The organism is Bacteroides bouchesdurhonensis (assembly GCF_900155865.1).
In the GTDB taxonomy this organism is placed as follows: domain Bacteria; phylum Bacteroidota; class Bacteroidia; order Bacteroidales; family Bacteroidaceae; genus Bacteroides; species Bacteroides bouchesdurhonensis.
Genome location: NZ_LT707006.1, coordinates 355,640 through 375,954 on the forward strand (window position 1 = coordinate 355,640; position 20,315 = coordinate 375,954).

At 39.5% G+C, this 20,315-nt stretch carries 13 protein-coding genes and 2 pseudogenes; 1 reads left to right on the forward strand and 14 read right to left on the reverse strand.

Going from position 1 to position 20,315, the window contains the following annotated elements:
- Positions 1-861: 861 nt before the first annotated feature.
- The 8 genes and pseudogenes from CZ225_RS01365 to CZ225_RS01395 all read right to left on the reverse strand — a co-directional run bounded on the left by CZ225_RS01365 (position 862) and on the right by CZ225_RS01395 (position 8,090).
- Positions 862-1,431 carry a hypothetical protein gene (locus tag CZ225_RS01365; protein WP_077152724.1) on the reverse strand — a complete coding sequence of 190 codons (570 nt, stop codon included), beginning with the start codon at positions 1,429-1,431 and terminating at the stop codon, positions 862-864.
- Positions 1,421-2,026, reverse strand: coding sequence for an RNA polymerase sigma factor (locus CZ225_RS01370; RefSeq protein WP_077152725.1), 606 nt, complete (start codon positions 2,024-2,026; stop codon positions 1,421-1,423). Before CZ225_RS01370 ends, CZ225_RS01365 begins: the two co-directional genes overlap by 11 nt.
- Positions 2,023-3,279, reverse strand: coding sequence for a hypothetical protein (locus CZ225_RS01375; protein WP_077152726.1), 1,257 nt, complete (start codon positions 3,277-3,279; stop codon positions 2,023-2,025). The genes CZ225_RS01370 and CZ225_RS01375 overlap by 4 nt, the downstream gene beginning before the upstream one ends.
- 17 nt (positions 3,280-3,296) lie before the next feature.
- Positions 3,297-4,544, reverse strand: a complete 1,248-nt coding sequence (locus tag CZ225_RS01380; protein WP_234982974.1) for a hypothetical protein — start codon at positions 4,542-4,544, stop codon at positions 3,297-3,299.
- Between the two features lie 129 nt (positions 4,545-4,673).
- Complete coding sequence (gene dacB, locus CZ225_RS01385) at positions 4,674-6,092, reverse strand: D-alanyl-D-alanine carboxypeptidase/D-alanyl-D-alanine endopeptidase (RefSeq protein WP_394334015.1); 1,419 nt, start codon at positions 6,090-6,092, stop codon at positions 4,674-4,676.
- 150 nt (positions 6,093-6,242) lie between these two features.
- A pseudogene (gene lpdA / locus CZ225_RS01390) lies at positions 6,243-7,562 on the reverse strand (dihydrolipoyl dehydrogenase); the annotation flags it as partial.
- A gap of 6 nt (positions 7,563-7,568) precedes the next feature.
- Positions 7,569-7,625 (reverse strand): annotated as a pseudogene (locus CZ225_RS24805) (hypothetical protein); the annotation flags it as partial.
- Between the two features lie 39 nt (positions 7,626-7,664).
- A complete protein-coding gene (locus CZ225_RS01395; RefSeq protein ID WP_077152728.1) occupies positions 7,665-8,090 on the reverse strand; it encodes a PH domain-containing protein in 426 nt (141 codons plus the stop codon).
- Between the two features lie 106 nt (positions 8,091-8,196).
- Between CZ225_RS01395 and nadB the strand changes: the two genes are divergently transcribed.
- The gene (nadB, locus tag CZ225_RS01400) at positions 8,197-9,768 is read left to right on the forward strand and encodes an L-aspartate oxidase (RefSeq protein ID WP_077152729.1); all 1,572 of its coding nucleotides are present in this window, start codon (positions 8,197-8,199) and stop codon (positions 9,766-9,768) included.
- A 314-nt stretch (positions 9,769-10,082) separates the two neighbouring features.
- On the opposite strand, the gene CZ225_RS01405 is transcribed toward nadB, so the two are convergent.
- The 6 genes from CZ225_RS01405 to CZ225_RS01430 are packed head-to-tail and all read right to left on the reverse strand — an operon-like array spanning position 10,083 to position 20,179.
- On the reverse strand, positions 10,083-11,351 hold the full coding sequence (locus tag CZ225_RS01405; protein ID WP_077152730.1) for a Calx-beta domain-containing protein: 1,269 nt from the start codon (positions 11,349-11,351) through the stop codon (positions 10,083-10,085).
- Between the two features lie 23 nt (positions 11,352-11,374).
- Positions 11,375-11,602 (reverse strand): hypothetical protein, encoded by a 228-nt coding sequence (locus tag CZ225_RS01410; RefSeq protein ID WP_129585722.1) that lies wholly within the window; start codon positions 11,600-11,602, stop codon positions 11,375-11,377.
- A gap of 24 nt (positions 11,603-11,626) precedes the next feature.
- Positions 11,627-13,030: a RagB/SusD family nutrient uptake outer membrane protein gene (locus CZ225_RS01415; RefSeq protein WP_077152732.1), complete on the reverse strand. Its 1,404-nt coding sequence runs from the start codon at positions 13,028-13,030 to the stop codon at positions 11,627-11,629.
- A 13-nt stretch (positions 13,031-13,043) separates the two neighbouring features.
- Positions 13,044-16,361 carry a SusC/RagA family TonB-linked outer membrane protein gene (locus tag CZ225_RS01420; protein WP_083714549.1) on the reverse strand — a complete coding sequence of 1,106 codons (3,318 nt, stop codon included), beginning with the start codon at positions 16,359-16,361 and terminating at the stop codon, positions 13,044-13,046.
- Positions 16,362-16,367: 6 nt separating this feature from the next.
- Positions 16,368-18,635 (reverse strand): S9 family peptidase, encoded by a 2,268-nt coding sequence (locus CZ225_RS01425; RefSeq protein ID WP_083714550.1) that lies wholly within the window; start codon positions 18,633-18,635, stop codon positions 16,368-16,370.
- Positions 18,632-20,179: a S8 family serine peptidase gene (locus CZ225_RS01430; protein WP_077155637.1), complete on the reverse strand. Its 1,548-nt coding sequence runs from the start codon at positions 20,177-20,179 to the stop codon at positions 18,632-18,634. The genes CZ225_RS01425 and CZ225_RS01430 overlap by 4 nt, the downstream gene beginning before the upstream one ends.
- Positions 20,180-20,315: the final 136 nt, after the last annotated feature.

A 20,315-nucleotide genomic window follows, 5' to 3' on the forward strand; every position in this document is an offset into this window, starting at 1 on the left:
TGCCAAATATAATATTAGTATTTTATACTATTTAACTAATAACTATTAGCTAAATAATAGCATACGTAAGCATAATACGCCAATAAATCTAAAGAGGTTATTGCCATAACAGGATGATTGCTAACAGAAAACTAACAATAGCGGATTGTCCGAAGCATGGGAATAAGATATTAAAGCCCGGACAGGATATTGGATGGCTGGGGAGGGGATATCTTACTATGAAGCAGCAATTAACTACGACTGCTAAGCATTATAAAACGGTTATTTTATTGTCATTTGTCACTTTTAAGTGTTATATCCCTGATAACCAACGGTAAATTGGTGACAATAGAGTGGTGACAATAGGGTGACAACAGACATTTGCAGCATTTCTATTGTCACTTTCATTTTGCTGTTTAGCAACAGGACACACTGGCAGTCATGTGTTTAAGATGCTATTATAAGAATAGGGGGATTAGGGCATCTTACAGCCATTCCATGCGTTTTTGGGGAAAATCATAGCCGTGCTATCTTTGCATTGCTTGTTTTGGGGGGAGCGGACAGACGTTTTGACTCACCATTACCCTCACTCAGAAAAAGCGGAAAGGGCCGCGGAAAGAACACGGGAGAATAGGGAAGAAGAGAACCTTGAAGAAATACATGGAAACAGATTAAGGCTAAGATAACATGAATTTAGTTCATGCCGCTATTTCATATTATAATACAAGTTTCATATATTCGAAACTATTAGTTTCACTCTTTGAAACCTTTAGTTTCTCGGTGTGAAACTATTAGTTTCACCGTATGAAACTAATAGTTCGACTATATCTTTTATACTTAGTCTTTTCTATCTTATCAGTTAGAGACATTTACTTACTATCTCTATCTAGATTGTACAGTCATTAGCAAATGAATCGGATAATTATCTTCGGCAACAGTCATTCCATTTGCTGCATAACAATCGCTTTCCGGGTCCGGCATACTCATTTGTGGCTGCAAAAACTCAGGAGATATCAGAACCGGTACTGCCTGTCTGTTTGTTTTTTCATTTTGAGTAGCCACTTTTTTTGAAGACACAAGTTTTTCTACGTTTTGAGTAGCGGTTAATACCTTCATTGGCTGCGTTTCTACTTTTTGATATACAGTATCTATCTTTTCGTGTACGACGATTACTGTATCCGTAATAGCCAACCGATTATCCAGCTGTGATTCTTGTCCACCCGAAAAAGCATAACCGATTATCCAGCCTAACAAACAGGCAGCAGTCAGCCACCAAGGGGAAATTCGCAACTTTTTCTTTTGATTTTGCTTTTCCCTGATAGACTCCATAACAAAAGAAAAAGAGACAGGAGAATAATCCACCTTTTCCTGTTCATATTGTTTCTTCGCAGAACGAATCAACCGTTGTATTTCCTGTGATTCTTCCAATCTTTCTAAATCATCATTTTTCATAATCACTTGTTTGGGGGTTATAGTTAGATAATGAATGCTGCAATATTCTTAATGTATAAAATAAACGGGATTTCACTGTTCCCTCGGGACAATGGAGCACTTGTGCAATTTCCTGGACCGAAAGTTCCTCTTCATATCGAAGAGTATACGCTGCCCGTTGCTCGTCTGTCAGGCTTGTGAGGACCTTTTTCAATTGTTCATTAAACACTTGCCGATCATAAACAGTCTCAAATTCCGGAGAAACGCAATAATCTTTTTCTTCCATATAGGACTGTTGAGACATATATTCTTCTACAATCTCACGATGTCGATATTCATTTTTACAGAGATTGTACGCCATAGAGAAAACCCATGTAGAAAAACATTTTCCTTGTTGATAACTGTCTCTTGCTTCATAAATACGAAGAAACAATTCCTGTAGAAAATCATCTGCCAAAGCTGCATTTCCGGAAAACATCCGCATGAAGAATCCCTTCAGCCGGGGAGCGTATCGCCCATAAAGCTCTTCAAAGGCTTTTTCATTCCTCCTGGTGGCAAACCGCTCCATGAGTTGCTCGTCCGTTTCGTCGCGTTTGAAAGTTCTGAACAACCTCATGGTTCCACTCCGTCTATAAGTTTCTGAAATTCGTCCCTTCTATCTACTATTTTATCAACAGCTTCTCCTTTCTCTTTCATCTCCAATTGACGGGCCATTACTGCTTCTATCATTTTCTCATCTTCAGTAGTAGCTTTAGAAGAACGAGTATGATCCAAAATACCCTGCAACAGATTCTTTAACTTCGCATATTGGTTTTTATCCCCACTTATACGATAGAATTGTAACAATGGTGCAAAGGAGATGATATAATTCCAATTAGCAGCCATAGTGTATGTAATCCCCGGATGATAGCATGACCACGGACGACGCAAATAATCTAATAAATAAACCTGCTCATAATTCTTTCTCGCAACCGCTATGTTATTATATGGCTTCAATGAATACTTTAATACTAATCCTTCGGGATATAACTTGCTCTTCAAAGCTTCTAATAGATCCTTCTGAAATACAAATTGGCTAAAATACACTGGACGTTTCTCTTTTTCCAAAAAATATTCCGCTCTGGGTGCTATCTTTTTACTATCTGAAAAGATTTTTGGATCTACACCCTGCTTCTCCCCAAACCCCTTGCCTTGTTCGGGATTCATCAAATCGATCGAAGATATGATCTCAATATCCTCAAACAAACCTAAACCATATTGAAGCAAATAATGATAAAACAAACTCGAAGCGGGTTCGGAGACAAGTACCGCATTCTTCTCCAGACCGGCTAACTCATTGTAACAATAGGAGAGAAGATCGGAAGAAAACAAACCACTTTTGTACCATTCACGAGCTAACTCTTTCATCTTTTCTATCTGATGCATCTCGTAACAATAACGTATGTCATCCAGAAAATCCCGTTCACAAGTGCGTTTTAAAGAAAGTATCTGTTGATGAATGCGTTCCTGTTCCAGAGAATCACTGTTCTGTACAAGCAAATAACGATAGTAAACGCGAGTATCAGGAATATACTTCTTCATTCTTTTTATACATGTACCCAGTTCCTTTTGAAATTCCTGTTTCTTTGAAGAATCCTCTTCCGTTTGCCACATCGCAAAACAGGCGTACGCATAGTTATCCCAGGTCTTTTCATTCCTTTTATCTTTCTTCAATTCCATTTGCCAGGCTTCCTTCTGCGTTTGATACCAGGATATCCCTAAAGGTATAGGATATCCCATCAAAGATATTTCCAGACGCTCTGTATTCTGTGCAGTTGCCACTTGCTCAAAAATGCTGAGAAAGAATAATAAGTAGATAAGTCGCCTCATATTTCTTATCGGTTTACTCAGGAATTGATACTTTTCAAATACTGCTCCCGTACTTCCTTGGTACAAGATTTCGCATCGTCGATAACAGTCCGCAGAATTGAATACAGTTTATCATAATGATTATGATCTTCGGACTCTTTGTAAAATTGCAACAGAGCTTTAAGGGCAGGGATATAATAAAGATTAAGTCCTTCATTTACTTTAGGATCAAAGGCTGACACAGCAAACGTTTGAGGATAAAAAGACTCACGTAGATAATCCATTAAATACACGTTCTCAAAGTTCCGCCGCATGACTGCCAGATTATCATAAGGTTTGGAGAAATATCTCATCAACAATCCTTCAGAATGCAAATTATCTTTAAGAGCATTTTTAGCCATTTCATCCATTGTTATCGTAAAATAAATAGGCCGATTGCTATACTTAGCAAAATGTTCTATCACTCCTTTGAGTTCTCTGGAGTAGCTTTTCATAAAGTCACCGGGCGAAGCATATGAGATTGTATCATTTTCTGCCTTTCTATATTTAGGTATCCCCAACTCTTCAGTTACTTTATCTATAGAAAAGGAGTTGGTCAAGAAAGGATACATAATAATCTTCTTATCCGCAAACTGGTCTTTTACACTCTGAAGTACCCTAACACCGTACAAATCAAAGCACCCCCCCATAAAAATAATAGCATTTTTCTCTGCCGAAGCTAACTCATTATAGGCAAAGTTCAGTTGCTGGGGAGGAAATTCTCCGGATTCATACCAACGTTTACAGATCTCTTTCAACCGTTTTTCATCTCTCAATGATACAGCCACATAAGTAGGATAATGTAAGACAGCATCAGGCCATTTCTCTATGATCTCGTCAAATGACATTCTCTGTTCACCCGGCTTAATATTCGAGTTCCGCGTAATAGCATAAGTAGCAGTATTAGGTATATTTTGCTTCATACCTTCCAGCATTTCATCCATTTCCTTTTGGATATCCGAGTCCGGAACCGGATACTTTACCGATGGTTTCATTGACTGCATCAATGAAACACTTTTAAGTATTTGAAGTACTCCCGAATATTCCAGCCATGCTCTTTCGTCTTTAGGGTTATCTTTCACTTTTTGTTTTGCTTGGTCCAGCTTATCACGCATAGTTTTTACAACCTTTGCAATTGAGTCCGGAGATAATATGTTGTCATTTAAAGCCGACTCAACTTGAGAATATGACAGTGTAGTGTAACAACAAAACAGGATAAACAACAGATATTTGATAGTTTTCATCATTTACTCTTTTTTAATTCGACATTGTTTTCAATAGAACGGTACCGACAAAGCATACACGCAAAGAAAGGAAACGTTCAAACAAAACAGTATTTTCTTTAAAAAAAAGAGAACTAACACTTAATTCGATCATCAACGCCCGATTATTATTTCGCAAACCTTATCCTGAAAAGCTCTTGCTTTAGCTGCTGAAAGCACATTCTGATTCATAATGGCAAATGCGACTTCATGACCGTTCTTCATTCTCAAATATCCTGCCAATGCATTAATAGCTGTATACGATCCGGTTTTTGCATGTACATTCTTATAAGCAACGGTTCCTTTCATTCGGTTTTGCAACGTCCCGTCAATTCCGGCAATGGGAAGTGATTTATACAACTTCTGAAAAATGTCAGTCTGAGAATAAGCATATTTCAAGAAATCTACAAGCAGGGCAGGAGAGAGATAGTCATAATTCGATAATCCGCAACCATCTGCAATCTTATAGTCTTTCGGATCGCGTCCCAATTGCTCAATCAGATTCATAATCTCAGTAATCCCGTCTTTAGCCGTTACATATTTCTTACCTGTAGCTTGCGCCCCCAGACGACAAAGAAAAGCTTCTGCATTCAAATTATCACTTTCCTTCATCAATTGATTCAAAACGTCTTGCACCGGAGTTTCCCGACTACTCATCTTTTGTACCCCAGCAAGAGGAATTTCAGCAAAACCATACGATTGGGGAACTATAATTCCACGCCCCTGAAGTCGTTCAAGAAATGCGTGCATGAAGTAACACTTTGAATCATAAACATTGACCCAGGATTTACGAATACCATCCATATTACCTTTTACAATGATATTATTCCCATTAGTAAGCCAATCACGTGAAACAGAGAACTTTCCGGCAGACGGAGTATGTGTTTTTGCCTGATTCGTCACTGTATAATAAGAGGAGATCGGTTTACAAAAGACTCTTGCCGAATCTCCCTGTTGAGCTCCTGGGGCAACTTCCACTTCAACAATACCTTTACAATACATTAACGGAGACAAATAAGGTTGATAAGCTTCCGGATTATCATCCCATGCCCAACCGCTTCCCCAATAAAGTGAGTCTTTCATGGACACATCTCCATATACCTGCCCGTTAATCACTGAGAAAGGAAAAGTGATCACATCTTCTATCAGCGAATCCATTGCCAGTTCGTCAAATTCAGGATCAAATCCTCCTACAACATATAGATTGCCTTGCAAAGTATCATGCTCTATCACACCGTCATACCACACCTCTGTACGAAAAGGATCATCAGCTTCGGGACGGGACAGAGCAGTAATTGCCGTGAGTAACTTCATTGTCGAAGCAGGACGGGAGAGTTTATCAGCACGAAAATTATATAATGGAGTCTTTGCCGTCAGATCATAAACAGATATCCCGACTTCAGAGGCTACGGGAAGCATCTTTTTGATTAATGAATCAATTTGAGAAAAGTCACTCTGTCCCCATAAGGGCAAAAAACAGATAGACAATACAACCGATATAAAAGTTTTCCTCACATAAAACTGTTTCTTCATATTTCCTCTATAATCTTCCTCAATTACTTAATATTCTGTTTCACTTTATCTAAAAGCAACCCTTCTCCATATCCCGACCACACATCTTGAATCTTTCCGTCAAGAGTAATAATACGTTTACCCGACAGCCAAAAATCATATACATCAACCTTACAATACCTCCCTGAAGATTTCACCTACAGTAGGGTGAGGGAAGACTATCTTTTTCCATTGTTCAGCCGTCAGTCCTAATTCAATGGCAGTTCCGGCAAGTGTAATAATCTCCGAAGCCGGATTCCCCATTACATGTGCACCTATAATTCGTTCTTGTTCGTCCAGAAGTATTTTACAAACTCCATTCACCCCTTCATTTTCCGCCACAAAACGACCGGAATAAGCCATCGGAAGTTTCGCAATCCGATAATTGATCCCTTTCGCCAGAGCAGATTCTTCTGTTTCGCCTACTCCCGCAATCTCCGGATTGGTATAAACCACTCCCGGAATAGCACGATAACTCATACTGTCTTTTTTGCCTAAAATAGAATGTATAGCTACTTCTGCTTCACGAACAGCAGTATGAGCCAATAAAGAAAAACCGGTCAGGTCACCGCAAACATACACATTGGGTTCGGAAGTCTGCATTTGAGCATTTATTCTAATAGCTCCACGCTCTGTTCTTTCCAGATGAAGGTTTTCAAGCCCGAAACCTTTCGTCACAGGACGGCGCCCCACACTAAGTAGTAAACGATCAGTCTCTCCAAAACTTTCTTCTGGTTGAGAAAGGCAATCTGAAGGTTCGTTCTCCAACATAGGTTTATAGGTATATCTTATCCCTTCTTGAGAGAGTGACGGGGAGAAACTTGTAACCTTCGTACTAAGCAGGAATTTAATTCCCCGCTTTGCATATTCAGCCCGCAACATGCCGGAAAGCTCTTTATCCATGCCACTCAGAATTTCATCCATCATCTCAATGACGGTCACCTCTACTCCCAGACTATTAAAGAACGAAGCAAACTCCATTCCGATCACTCCGCCACCGACGATGGCCAAAGAAGACGGTAATTCTTTATTGTTCAATGCTTCGCGATGTGTCCAATAATCTATCGACTCTACACCGGGAATAGGAGGAATAAAAGTCTCGGAACCTGTACAAAGTACCAGATTTTCTCCTTCAAATACCTCTTCACCACAACGAATTGTGTTCTTATCAATAATTTGAGCTTCACCTGATACAATAGTCACATTATTTGAAGTCAGCTTTGCCTTTACTCCCAGCACTAATTTACGTACTACTTTCGTTTTCCTTGCAATAATTTTGGGTAAATCAAAAGAGACTTCTGATATATTCACTGCATATTTTGAAGCATGTTTGGCGCTATCGAACGTTTTTGCAGAATAAAGTAATGTTTTTGTAGGAATACAACCTTCATTCAAACAGACACCACCCAAACTATTTTTCTCAATCAGCAATACATTCAAACCGGCTTTACCGGCAACTTCGGCAGCTGTATATCCTGCAGGACCTCCACCAATAATGATCACTTGGTATTTCATAGTAAATAATTTATATAAATTTTATATATGATTTATGGTTCATTGATTGAATCTTTTAGAATCAAGTTTCTCACTCAACATCCTTTTTTCAATCAACTGTATAAATTCCTGTTCTTTGACAGGCATTAGTGCCTCATATTTTCTTTCATCATATTTTATCAGCACATAACGAGTCACTGAAAACCGGCCGAATTTCATGGAACGGCATTGCTCAATAGAACCAATCTTGGAAATAGGAATGACTTTCTTACGGCTAAAACGTCCCTGATGTATAATTAGTGTTCCGTCCGAAGTTACAGTATAAACAGTATGAATAATCTGTTCTATCAATACGATCAACAATAACATCATAAACACCGCCGGCAAGATATATTTGCACCATAAAGCAGCAACAGCATTCACTGTAAACAACGCCAAAGCAAAATACTGATACCAGGCAATACGAGCATGAAATATTCGATTCATTTTGTCAGATTTTTGCGTGCAAGGTAGCAATTTTATGAATTAGTGACAACGAAAAGTACAACGAAGTGAGTTATTTTGTAGCTTTGCGGTGAGAAATAACAAAATTATGGTAAGAAAGTTCGATTTCCTCGTCATCGGCTCCGGAATTGCCGGTATGAGTTTTGCGCTGAAAGTTGCGCACAAAGGTAAAGTTGCTCTTATCTGTAAAGCCGGATTAGAAGAGGCCAATACATTTTTCGCCCAAGGCGGTATCGCTTCTGTTACTAATCTTGCAGTAGACAATTTCGACAAGCACATTGAAGATACGATGATTGCAGGTGACTGGATTAGTGACCGTACAGCAGTAGAAAAAGTAGTCCGTAACGCTCCCGAACAAATCAACGAACTGATCAAGTGGGGAGTAAACTTTGATAAGAAGGAGAACGGAGATTTCGACTTGCACAAAGAAGGCGGTCACTCTGAGTTCCGTATCCTTCACCATAAAGATAACACCGGGGCAGAGATACAGGACAGCCTGATTGAAACGGTGAAAAACCATCCGAACATTACTGTATTCGAAAACTTCTTCGCAGTAGAAATCATTACCCAACATCATTTGGGAATTATTGTAACCCGTTATACGCCCGGTATTAAATGCTACGGTGCGTATGTATTAAACGAAGCTACCGGAGAAGTAGATACCTTCCTCTCCAAAGTAACGGTAATGGCAACCGGCGGATGTGAAGCCGTTTATCGCAATACAACTAATCCGTTAGTAGCCACAGGAGATGGAATCGCTATGGTTTACCGTGCCAAAGGTGCAGTAAATGATATGGAATTTATTCAGTTCCACCCCACAGCACTTTTCCATCCGGGAGACCGCCCAAGTTTTCTCATCACGGAAGCTATGCGTGGCTATGGTGCCGTACTCCGTACACAGGATGGCAAGGAGTTTATGCAGAAATACGATTCACGCCTGTCATTAGCACCACGCGACATCGTAGCACGTGCCATCGACAATGAAATGAAACAACGCGGAGACGACCATGTTTATCTCGACGTAACACATAAAGACCCGGAAGAAACCAAAAAGCACTTCCCGAATATCTATAAAAAATGCCTTAGCCTCGGCATCGATATTACCAAAGATTATATACCGGTAGCTCCGGCCGCTCATTATCTTTGCGGAGGCATCACAGTCGATCTGGATGGCCAATCCAGTATCCGCCGCTTGTACGCACTGGGTGAATGTTCATGTACCGGTCTGCACGGTGGAAATCGTTTGGCTTCCAATTCGTTGATAGAAGCCGTGGTTTATGCTGATGCAGCTGCCAAACATGCTTTAAGCGTACTTGAACGCTATGACTTTAATGAAGACATTCCGGAGTGGAATGACGAAGGAACGATTTCTACGGAAGAACGGGTACTGATCACTCAAAGCATGAAGGAAGTCAATCAGATTATGGAATCTTATGTCGGTATCGTCCGCAGTAATCTTCGTCTGACCCGTGCTTGGAATCGTCTGGATATTCTTTATGAAGAGACGGAAAAGCTATTTAAGAGCAGTAAAGCTACCCGTGAACTTTGCGAACTTCGTAATATGATTAATGTAGGTTATCTGATTACACGTCAGGCTATGGAACGGAAAGAAAGCCGGGGACTGCATTATACGATTGATTATCCACGGAAAAAAGAATGATCAACCATCCCCCATACAGAGAGATGATGGGACTCTCCCTGGTACAAAATCAACGTTGTTGCAAAACAATGAGGTGCCCTCCAAAAGTGTGACAGATTAAAATTAATAAACATTTCTACATAAATAGGCATTTCAAAGTTTTGAAAGATTTTGTTTCTTATATAGAATAATAACAATGGAAGCGATCATCTCGTTCCATCGTTATTATTCGTTTCAATGAAGGCAGTGCTACAACCTTACAAATAAAAGAAGGAGGTCGTCTTCATATCTTGAAGCGACCTCCTATTTGTTAATAATTATTCTTATACAGTTTCTTATTTCACCTTAGTGAAATACAAACGAAGCGGAGCCGACAACATGATAGGATCTTCTCCCATATCTTTATACATTTCATAAATATCTGCCATGAAATCTGTCGGTTCGAAATCATCAATTGTACATTCCAATATTTCTTTTCCTTCCGACTGTATAATACGGAAACTGACAACAGCTTCGCGCATGTTTTTATTAGTTGCCGAGAAATTCGCATTAACAGACGGGAACTTCAACGTAGCGACTTTTACAATAACCCGAGATCCCATACCGCTTTGTTCCTCAAGTGTCTTTTCCAGTTCACCTACATAAGTCACTGTACAAGATTCTGTTCCGAAATAGTTTTTCAAATCACCACTCAAAGTCGGAATAAAGGTATATTCCTGATAAGAAGTTCCCTCAAATTTAATCTGATCAGAAGAAGTTCCGGTCGGGAAATCACTTGTATCTATGTACCATGCCGATTCATAATAATCCTTATTCACAATCTTATCAAACGCCCAAGTACCAGCCAATAGATACTGACCTTGAATGGTAATTGTAATAGTCGGATTATTACCATAACCAAACCCGTCTTTTTCTTTCAGACGTAATACCAATTTATCTTTTCCAGCTTCTTTCTTTAAAAATTTAATATTCACAGTTCCCCTATTCTTTTTTACAGGAATCGAAGCATGCTTTCCTCCTACAAATTCAAAGTGAGTACCTTCAACAGCAGTAGACGATCCATCCACTTCCACTTCCAGTTGCATTGCTTCCGTCACTAGATAAGTACCTCCCTGCAATCTCGTAAGGGCGACATTATAAGAACCGCTTTCAGTTAGCACATCGGTAGCATTGTCAAATGACATAATCACAGCATTTGAGCTCAATAACGCTACAGAAGTATAATTCAGAACTCCTATGCGAAATCCCTCGGGAGCAGTCCCCAGATTCACAACAAGTTCTTTGTCCGTTTCACCTATTGATTCTTCAATACGCGTTAATGTAATTGTAGCTTCAGTCTCACCTGCCTTTAAAGTAAAAGCTTTGGCTGAAGCATTAAAATCAGTACCTTCTACTGCTGTTCCAGCAAAGCTGACCGGTACAGATATAGTGGTTGCAGGTGCCGCATCAGCTAACAGCTTCACCTCCACACTACCTTTAGCCAATGTGTAATGAGCTTTATCCAAGTTCAATTGTACGGCTTCTTTCACGTCATCATCATCAGAAGAACAGGAAGCAAATGCTATCACACACGATACAAATAAAAAATAAACCAGTTTTTTCATTTTCTTTCCATTTTATTAAGTTATTAATTTTCTTGAGAAACACTCGCGTTATATTCTTTCTTTATTTCATTCACCTTTTCCGCTTCATCAACATTCAAGACAACAGGATCCGGTGCCCTATAATAAGCGGAAGTCACAGAAGTATTTGTCTGCTGAGGCAGTTCATCGTAATCTTCACAAGAAAAATTGATTCCGACCGATATTATCACTAACACGACTGCCATTACCCATCTGTACATACTCTTTTTCATATTCTACTCCTTTCTTCTTTACCGTTAGTTTGAAATATCCGTATAACCCTCATTCTGTATCAAACCATCTACTAATAAAATGTCATGAGCCGGAATAGGCAAGGTATACATATACTTCTTTATCATGTATTTCAACCCGTCAAACGCAACCCAATATTCCGGTGAACCGTTTCGTTTCAACTCAAAGAAACGGTCCCCTTCCAAAAACAGTTCTTTTCTACGTTCCTTCAAAATCAATCCCATCAACAGTGTTAATTCATGCCCCTCAGCGTCCTTCTTTATTAGTTCCGTACCAGATAATGAAGGTAACGTTTCTTTTGTCAGATCCGTATAATCATTAATGCGATGAGCTCGCAATTCATTGATCGATTTTAAAGCCTTATCCGCTTCTCCTAAATGATAATAGCATTCAGCCTCCACCAACTTAAACTCAGCGGAACGCATTCCACAAAAGAAGGTTTTTATCGACTGACGCCTTTTATTTACCCAAAGAGAATAGCGTATATCCGAAACTTTTTCTTCATCTGTAAACAAACTTAAAAACCGCTGACTGACCGGGCGATACTGCAGCGTACTGTTGGAACTCGAAAAATCGGATCCTCCCGTAGAACTGATAGAACGATAGGACTTCAACAACTGATTACCTGCCAAATCATAAGCAGTCTTCATCATCGTTTTATAAGCATCTCCTTCTAACAACGGATATTTCGTCAATAGTTCCTGTGCCAACGGAAGTGCTTTCGTCCATTGCTTAGTCCAAAAATACAAACGTATCTGATACCCTTTAATCACATCTTCCGTGAAACGGTAAATGTCATCCGAAGGATGGTACGATAATGCCCTTTTCAGATCACCGTCTATCAGATTAATCGTCTCCTCCAAAGTGCTCCGGACGGGCTTCTCCTCCATATCGAACGTCATCACCAAAGGTAATCCTAATTGTTCACTAAAATTCCCAGTCTCGGGTACTTCGCAGAACAAACGCATCAATTGATAATAAGCAACCGCACGCATGGCATATGCTGTGCCAAGTATAACATTCGCCTCATTGGTGCCACTTTCCTCCAATTCATTTAAAACGATATTACAATCACGAATCGTTTCATATAATGAACTATAATAGTCTCTACTCCTGGTACCAAAAGCGACATTCCCCAAATAAGTGTCTAATGTAAATCCTCCCGATGCGGTCAGACAAGTCTCAAAATCATCACCACATCCCGCATCCCATACTAATAATTGACTCGTATTTCCGACAAGTAACTTATCACTTCCAGTGTCAATGTTTTGCAAATGACTATGCAGCAAAGCTGAAAATTCTTCTGCTGTCTTAGGTATAGTCTTTCCATAAGGCTTGATGTCCAAGTAGTTGCTACATGACATACAAAGAAATGCTGACAGCCCATATATTAAAATATTCTTCTTCATATTCTTTTCTTTTTTAGAATCCGACAGATACTCCCATTGAGAATGTACGTGGAGTAGGATAAACCGCTCCCGGTGTTTCAGGATCAATACCGGAATAATTGGTTATTGTAAACAGATTGCTCATACTAATCGAAACGCCTAATGAGCTTATATGAGCTTTCTTAAGCCATTCCATACCATCAAAATTATAACTCAACATCAATGAATTAAGCTTAAAATATGACACATTCTGAAGCATTGAAGCATCGGTGATTTGACTGCTGGTTATCATATAATTGCTAAGTCCCAGGTACTTGCCATAAGCGTCAATAATACGCGGATGACCGTTAGTTATCGGATTATCCGGAGTCCAACGATTAACAGCGTCTTTCGTAACATTCAAGAAATTAACATATAAGTCATTTTCTTGAGACGGTATACTTTCCACGCGATTTCCAGAAAGATAAGTAAAGTCTACCGGACAAACAATGTTATTCTTAACCTTTCCTCCCAACGAATAAGAGCCTCCCAAACTTAAATTCAGTTTCTTATACGAGACCGAAATAGAGTATCCTCCATTGGTCGGTGCTGTACTTGTACCCAAATAAAATGCATAGTTCTTTGTAGAATTACGGTCTGCAGAGGTTTCCATCTTCGCGTCAGGACGCACTTCATAAGTATAAATACCCAACTTATTATCAATGCCTTGCACCTTTCCACTAATAATTGCTCCCAAAGGATATCCAACATAAGTATCCGTAAACATGCTTACGCCACCGTCATACTTCAGCAACTTATTACGGTTGTAAGAAAGATTGGCAGTTATTGACGCACTCCAGTCTTTCGTCTTTAGAACTTGTGCACTTACTGTTACTTCCGCTCCTTGATTCAACAACTCGGAGGTATTATATTTCTGATTACTAAAACCTGTAGTATAAGGCACAGGTACAGAAGTGACAGCATCACGAGTACGACGATCATATAATTCACCTTGCAAACGTAAACGATCATTCAAAAAGCCTATATCTAAAGATACCTTCATATCCTTCGTTTTTTCCCAACGCAATCTGGCATTCGGAGCATTCCGCAAGAATCCCATACGAAAATAATCATCATTCGTTTTACGGAACGAGTTACTGTATTCCATCACCAATTGCGGATACACCGACTTGTTAATATTTCCTGTATACCCGAAAGCCGTACGCAATGATAAACTACTGATGACAGGTTTTAACGACTGCATAAATTCCTCTTGATCAATATTCCATGCAAGTCCCAAAGAACCGGTCGGATTAAATTGTTCATCACTTCCAAAATTATTCGAACCATCCGTACGTCCGGTCAAACTTAAAATATAACGTTGTTTAAAGACATAATCGAGTGAAAAATAGAAAGAAGCAAAAGCGTCCTCTACAATACTCTGTCCGGACAAATCATCTATAATAGCCGCATAAGAAAGCAAATTGGCATATTCTATCTTTGTACCCTCCGGATAAACTGGCATAGAAGAATTGCCAGTCACCGGATCATATCCGTAACGTTTCTCATAAATACTTTTCGAATATTGCCCGCGAATCTCAGAACCTACCAATGCGCTAATGTAATGGTCTTCAGCAAAGGTATTGAAATAATGAAACTGTCCGCGTAGATTATAGTTAGTATTGTAAGCTGACGATTGAGTAATGGAACCATAAGTGCGCTTGGAAGTACTCAATGATGATCCTTCAAAAGGACGGTCTATCCATGCGGCATAAGTTTCCTTACCATTTATATTATCAGACATATTATTGACATAACCGTATGAAGCCATTCCCTCAAAAGACAAGTTATCCAAAATATTCACACTTAAATTTGCAATCAACGAAGCAGATAAATTTTTCGTTTTATTGGAAGTCTCATTTATCTCACGAAATATGTTAAACCCGTCTTCCGGTAACTTTACATCATAAGACCCATTAGCATGAGATAAACTATAATAAGTATTATCTGCCGCATACGTACCATCTTCATTATATACTTTTTCGTAAGGGTTGGCAAAATAAGCATATTTGAACGGATCGACGTTGAGCGAAGGAGAATTGGCATGTTGCATAGCCATATCAGCAGTAAAACCCAACTTCACCCGTTTATTAGGCTTCATATCTATTTTAGCACTTACATTGTAACGATCATAGTCCGTCTTCTTCACCAATCCATTGTTCTGCGAATAACCTAAAGAAATATAATAAGAATTCTTTTGCGAACCGCCTGACAAAGACAAGTAGTGACTTTGAGATACTGAATTCTGAAATAACTCCCCAAACCAATCTGTCGTATGTTCGCCCAATGACGCTATTGTCGCGTCTTGTTGTTCTTTAGTCATACCGGCATATTTCCCATAACCGGAACGAATCATACCTACAATACCAATTACCGGATAACGATCACCTGAGGCAAAACCTTCAGCTGAGAACTCATCCCATAACTCTTGTTCCCAAGCCAGCTTCTCCTTTGAATTCATCAGATCGGCATTACCCGGAGGACTCGTCACGACAGAAACATTCGTAGAATAATTGATACGCATTTTACCTTCCTGTCCCCGTTTCGTTGTCACTACGATAACGCCGCCAGCTGCGCGAGAACCATAAATAGCTGCCGCGGAAGCATCTTTCAACACTGTTACAGATTCAATATCGTTCGGATTAATACCTGCAATACCATTTGTAAAAATATCATTAAAGTCACCAGCACGAATACGATCGGTTGAGATGCTCGGTATATCCTTCTGCAAAGGAACTCCATCCACCACCCACAACGGTTCAGCATTACCCGTAATCGTATTTGTACCACGAATACGAATTTTAGCTGATTCTCCCGGGCGACCGGAAACCGCTTTAATATCCACACCGGCTATTTTACCCTGCATCAACATATCCAAATTGGCTGTCGGAGCCCCCTTCAGATCCTTAGCCGTCAATGTAGCCAGTGAACCTGTAGTACGGCGTTTGGTGGTACGTTGATATCCAGTGATCACGACCTGATCCAACTCCGCCATCTCATCTTCCAAAGTGATATATCCGGAAATTGGCTTTGTCACCCGCATCACCAAAGGCTTCATACCCACATAACTAAATTCAATCTGAGCATCTTTATCGACCCATAGTGAAACTTCACCATTTTCATTCGAAATAACTCCCTGCGCTTTTCCTGTAACTTTTACCGTAGCACCCGGCAACGGATTTTTATCCGAATCCACAATGGATACCTTAACAAGGATTGTAGCATCATTTTGCGGTTTCTGAGCAAATACACCTATAGCCATGCAGCAAAAGCAACTCAATAGAAATACTCTTAATATTCCCATACACCTCATAAGCTTTTATTTATGGTTAATAATATCAATATGTCTTTGTGAAGGCTGAAGCAGATTCTCCACAAAGTAGTAACGAATCAGGTTCTGATAATAAGGGCTCATCACCCCATGGTCTTTCCCTGGAAGAATAAACATATCAAAACGCTTATTCGCTTTAATCAAAGCATCCGCCAACCGATAGGTAGAGGAAGGAGGCACATTCTTATCTACATCACCGGTAATCAGCATCAACTTTCCTTTCAAATTACCTGCTAATTCCATATTAGTAGGAATCTTCACGGAAAAAGTCGTTTTTCCCGTCTTAGTATCTTTTTTCTCATTCAATCCATGAAATGTTTCTCCCCACCATTGAATATATATATTGTTATCATGATTGCCGGAGGCGGCTACTGCCACTTTATAAAAGTCCGGATAAGTAAGGATTGAGGCTACCGTTTGAAAAGCTCCTCCGGAATGACCGTAAATACCCACTCTATCTAAATCAATATAAGGATATTCTTTAGCCAACTGTTCTATCACATATTTGTCATCTGCCAACGGATAATCACGCAAATTACCATAGCTGAAGCAATAAAAATCATGTCCGCGCAATGGCGAGCTCCCTCTCGGGGCTACATTGATCACAATAAAACCTAACTCCGCCAAAGACTGATTACCATTATCATCAAGTACGAAAGACTGGGGAATCTGATCATCCTGAGGACCCGGATATACATTACTTATAATCGGATATTTCTTGTTCTTATCCAAATGGGAAGGCAGATACATCAATCCATATAAATCTGTCTGTCCATCGGCCGCTTTCACTTTCAACAGCGTAGGGGGCTGCCATCCGGCTTGCCGAAGATCACTGCCATCCATTTGATCTACCTTAAAATTCTTCCTGGGATTTTCAATGGACAACACATTTATCACCGGAAACATATCCATACGCGAATACTTATCTACCGCATATTTCCTATCTCCGGAAAGAGTCAGCTCATGATTGCCATTGCCGGGAGTCAGCAAAACTTGTTCCTTGCCATCCAAACGCGCTTTATAGAAAAAAGTATAATAAGGATTTATGCCTTCCTCGTTTCCGTATCCGGAAAAGACCATTTCTCTTTTCAGCGTATCCACATGGACAATGTTACCGGCTACAAGACTTTCACCTTTTGTGATACGATTCAGCAACTTCCCGTTATGATCATAGAGATAATAATTCCCTTTTCCCGTACGCTCCGACCACCAAATAAAATATTTACCTTGCTCCAATATCTTATAGTTAAACAAAGTAAGATTGATATGAGGAACACACTCTTCCGAAATCAGTTCAGTGACCGTACCGTCTTCCACATTTATCCGGCAAAGATCTATTTTGTCGGCCTTACGGCTTCTCCGGGTAATATATAATGCGGTAAGAGAGCGGAAATAATCCATTGCCACAACCTGATCCGGATACTTTTCGATAGGTAGTAGTTTCCCTTGCCCCCGATCGGCATCATACCAAAACACACGATACTGACGTACTCCCGCATCACCCGGCATAGGCATTTTAAAAGTATTCATAGTAGGACGTGAATTACCCAATGAATGAATTAAGCTTATCTCTTTCACTTCACTCATGTCCTGCATCATATATATATACCGATGTCCCAGCCAAAAACCTTTCGAATTAGTAGATACCGTATCCTTCGAATGACGATAAGTATAAGAAGCATCTTCTTTTCCGTCAAACGTGATTCGTTTTACAGACCCTGTCCGATTATCTCGCACAAACAAGTCATACTCGCTTCCTAACATACTATATAAAGAATCAGCACTATGGCAAGATTGTTTAAGATCTAAACGATTTGCCATTTTCTTTTCAACCGGGACCTCAGACAACTTACCTGTATTCATATCATAAACCATTGATTTACCTTTCTTATCGAGATAAAAACGGCTAAAATCATTATTCTTAAATTGATACCCATACAGCTGAATATCTTTTGCATCCAACGTATCTCCAGTAATCTGAGCATATTGACGGACAAACTGTTCATTATCCTTAATCATGCTCTTCCTTTTCCCATTTTCAGCATTCACCAGATAATGCCGGTTCCCATCTTGACTTTTTACGTCATAAGAAAAATAGTGGCTGCCTTTTATCCAATTGGGATAAAGAGTCCTACCTTTTATATATTGTTCCAAAGAATCAGCGGAACATTTTTCAGCCTGCGTCCAATTCGCTTCCTGAGCAAAAACAGACAGGGAAAAAATGCTTGAGAATAATATAAAGGTCAGTTTTCTCATTTCTTATATTCCATTGCTAATTTCACAGCTTGTAATGCGTCCACAATACCCCCACTCGTACAAAGTCCCTCTTCCTGCATCGGACGAACACTCTTTATTAAAATATCCTTGACCTGCGCAGCTTTTAATTTAGGGAAATATGCTCGAAGCATAGCAGCTACGGCAGTTACTACCGGAGCCGCAACACTTGTTCCCTGCGACTTCATATATTCGTTGCCGGCAGTGACTGAAGTAATATCTTCACCCGGAGCAAACACATCAACTTCCTTCCTCCCATAATTGGAGAATGAACACATTTTTCCTTGTTTATCTGATGCTCCCACTCTTAAATAATTGGAGAAAATAGCTCCCGATTTATCTTTTGCCGAAGGGAAATAAGCAATATCATCGATATCTTTCTTATTATTTCCCGCTGCCTGAACCAACAAAACATCTTTTTTTGCAGCATAGGCAATGGCTTCATTTACCATCTCCGCATTAGGAGACGTATATTTACCCAAACTCATATTAATGACCTTAGCACCATTATCTACCGCATATCGGATAGCAGTTGCTATATCCTTATCATATTCGTCGCCATCGGGTACGGCACGAAGTATCATCAACTTGGCTTCCGGATAAATCCCTGTCACTGACACATCACCCACACCTTGTCCGGCAATGACTCCAGCCACAAATGTCCCATGCTCACAACCTTCCACTTGTAGTGTAGCATTTCCGTAAAAACGGTCTTTCGGATCCGTCATATCATCTCCCATCAACAATCGCTTGTCCGTATCATGTTCAATACCATCAATACGTTTTTTCATCAAATTGAACTGTGACCTATGCGTATCCCTGATTTTTTTCCATAACGCATCTTTCCCTCCTTTATACATATCGACAAATAGAGTTTCGCAGGCCTTATTCCATTTCTCATTATCAATGGGCAAATGAGCGAGTCCGTTAATTGTCAACGTGTCTACGGATATTCCCGGTGTCACTTGCAATACGGAATCTACCAATTGATAAGCATCGTCTTTCATGGCAGTATATCCGAAAAACTTTATGTAATTCATGATACCTGCTTTCTTCTTCATCATCTCATAATAAGCATATTCTCCAACATCTTTTACAGAAGCGGAATCCATATCTTTATACTTTGGGAAAAGTCTTTTAAATTCACGATATTCTTCGGTACCGGCACTAGTCATGTTAAAAGTTCCATCCTTGGTTCCTAAAAAATTCCAACCATGTATATCATCCGCGTATCCGTTTTTATCATTATCTTTCCCGTCCCGTTTCTCTTTGCGGTTAGTCCAAAGAGCAGATTGAAGATCGACAACAGTAGTATCAATCCCCGAATCAATAATACCGACAATGATTTGCTTGCGAGGGCTCAGTTTTTTTGCTTTTAGAAAATGCAACGCATCTTCAGATCTCACCCCTTGCAATGTATTATTATACATCTTATGCCATTTCAATGAAAGAGAATCTTGGGCTATAGAAATGTTTGATACACTAAGGTAGACAAAAAAATAAGCCAATAATTTTACTTTTTTCATATATTGCTGCTTTATAGTTGCACGTTTAATAAAGCAATATGCAACCTTTTCACGCAAAAATACGATATTATACAATAATAAACAATACTGTATATTAGTTTTTTTAGCGGAAACATAAAAATAAAGAAAAAGGAAT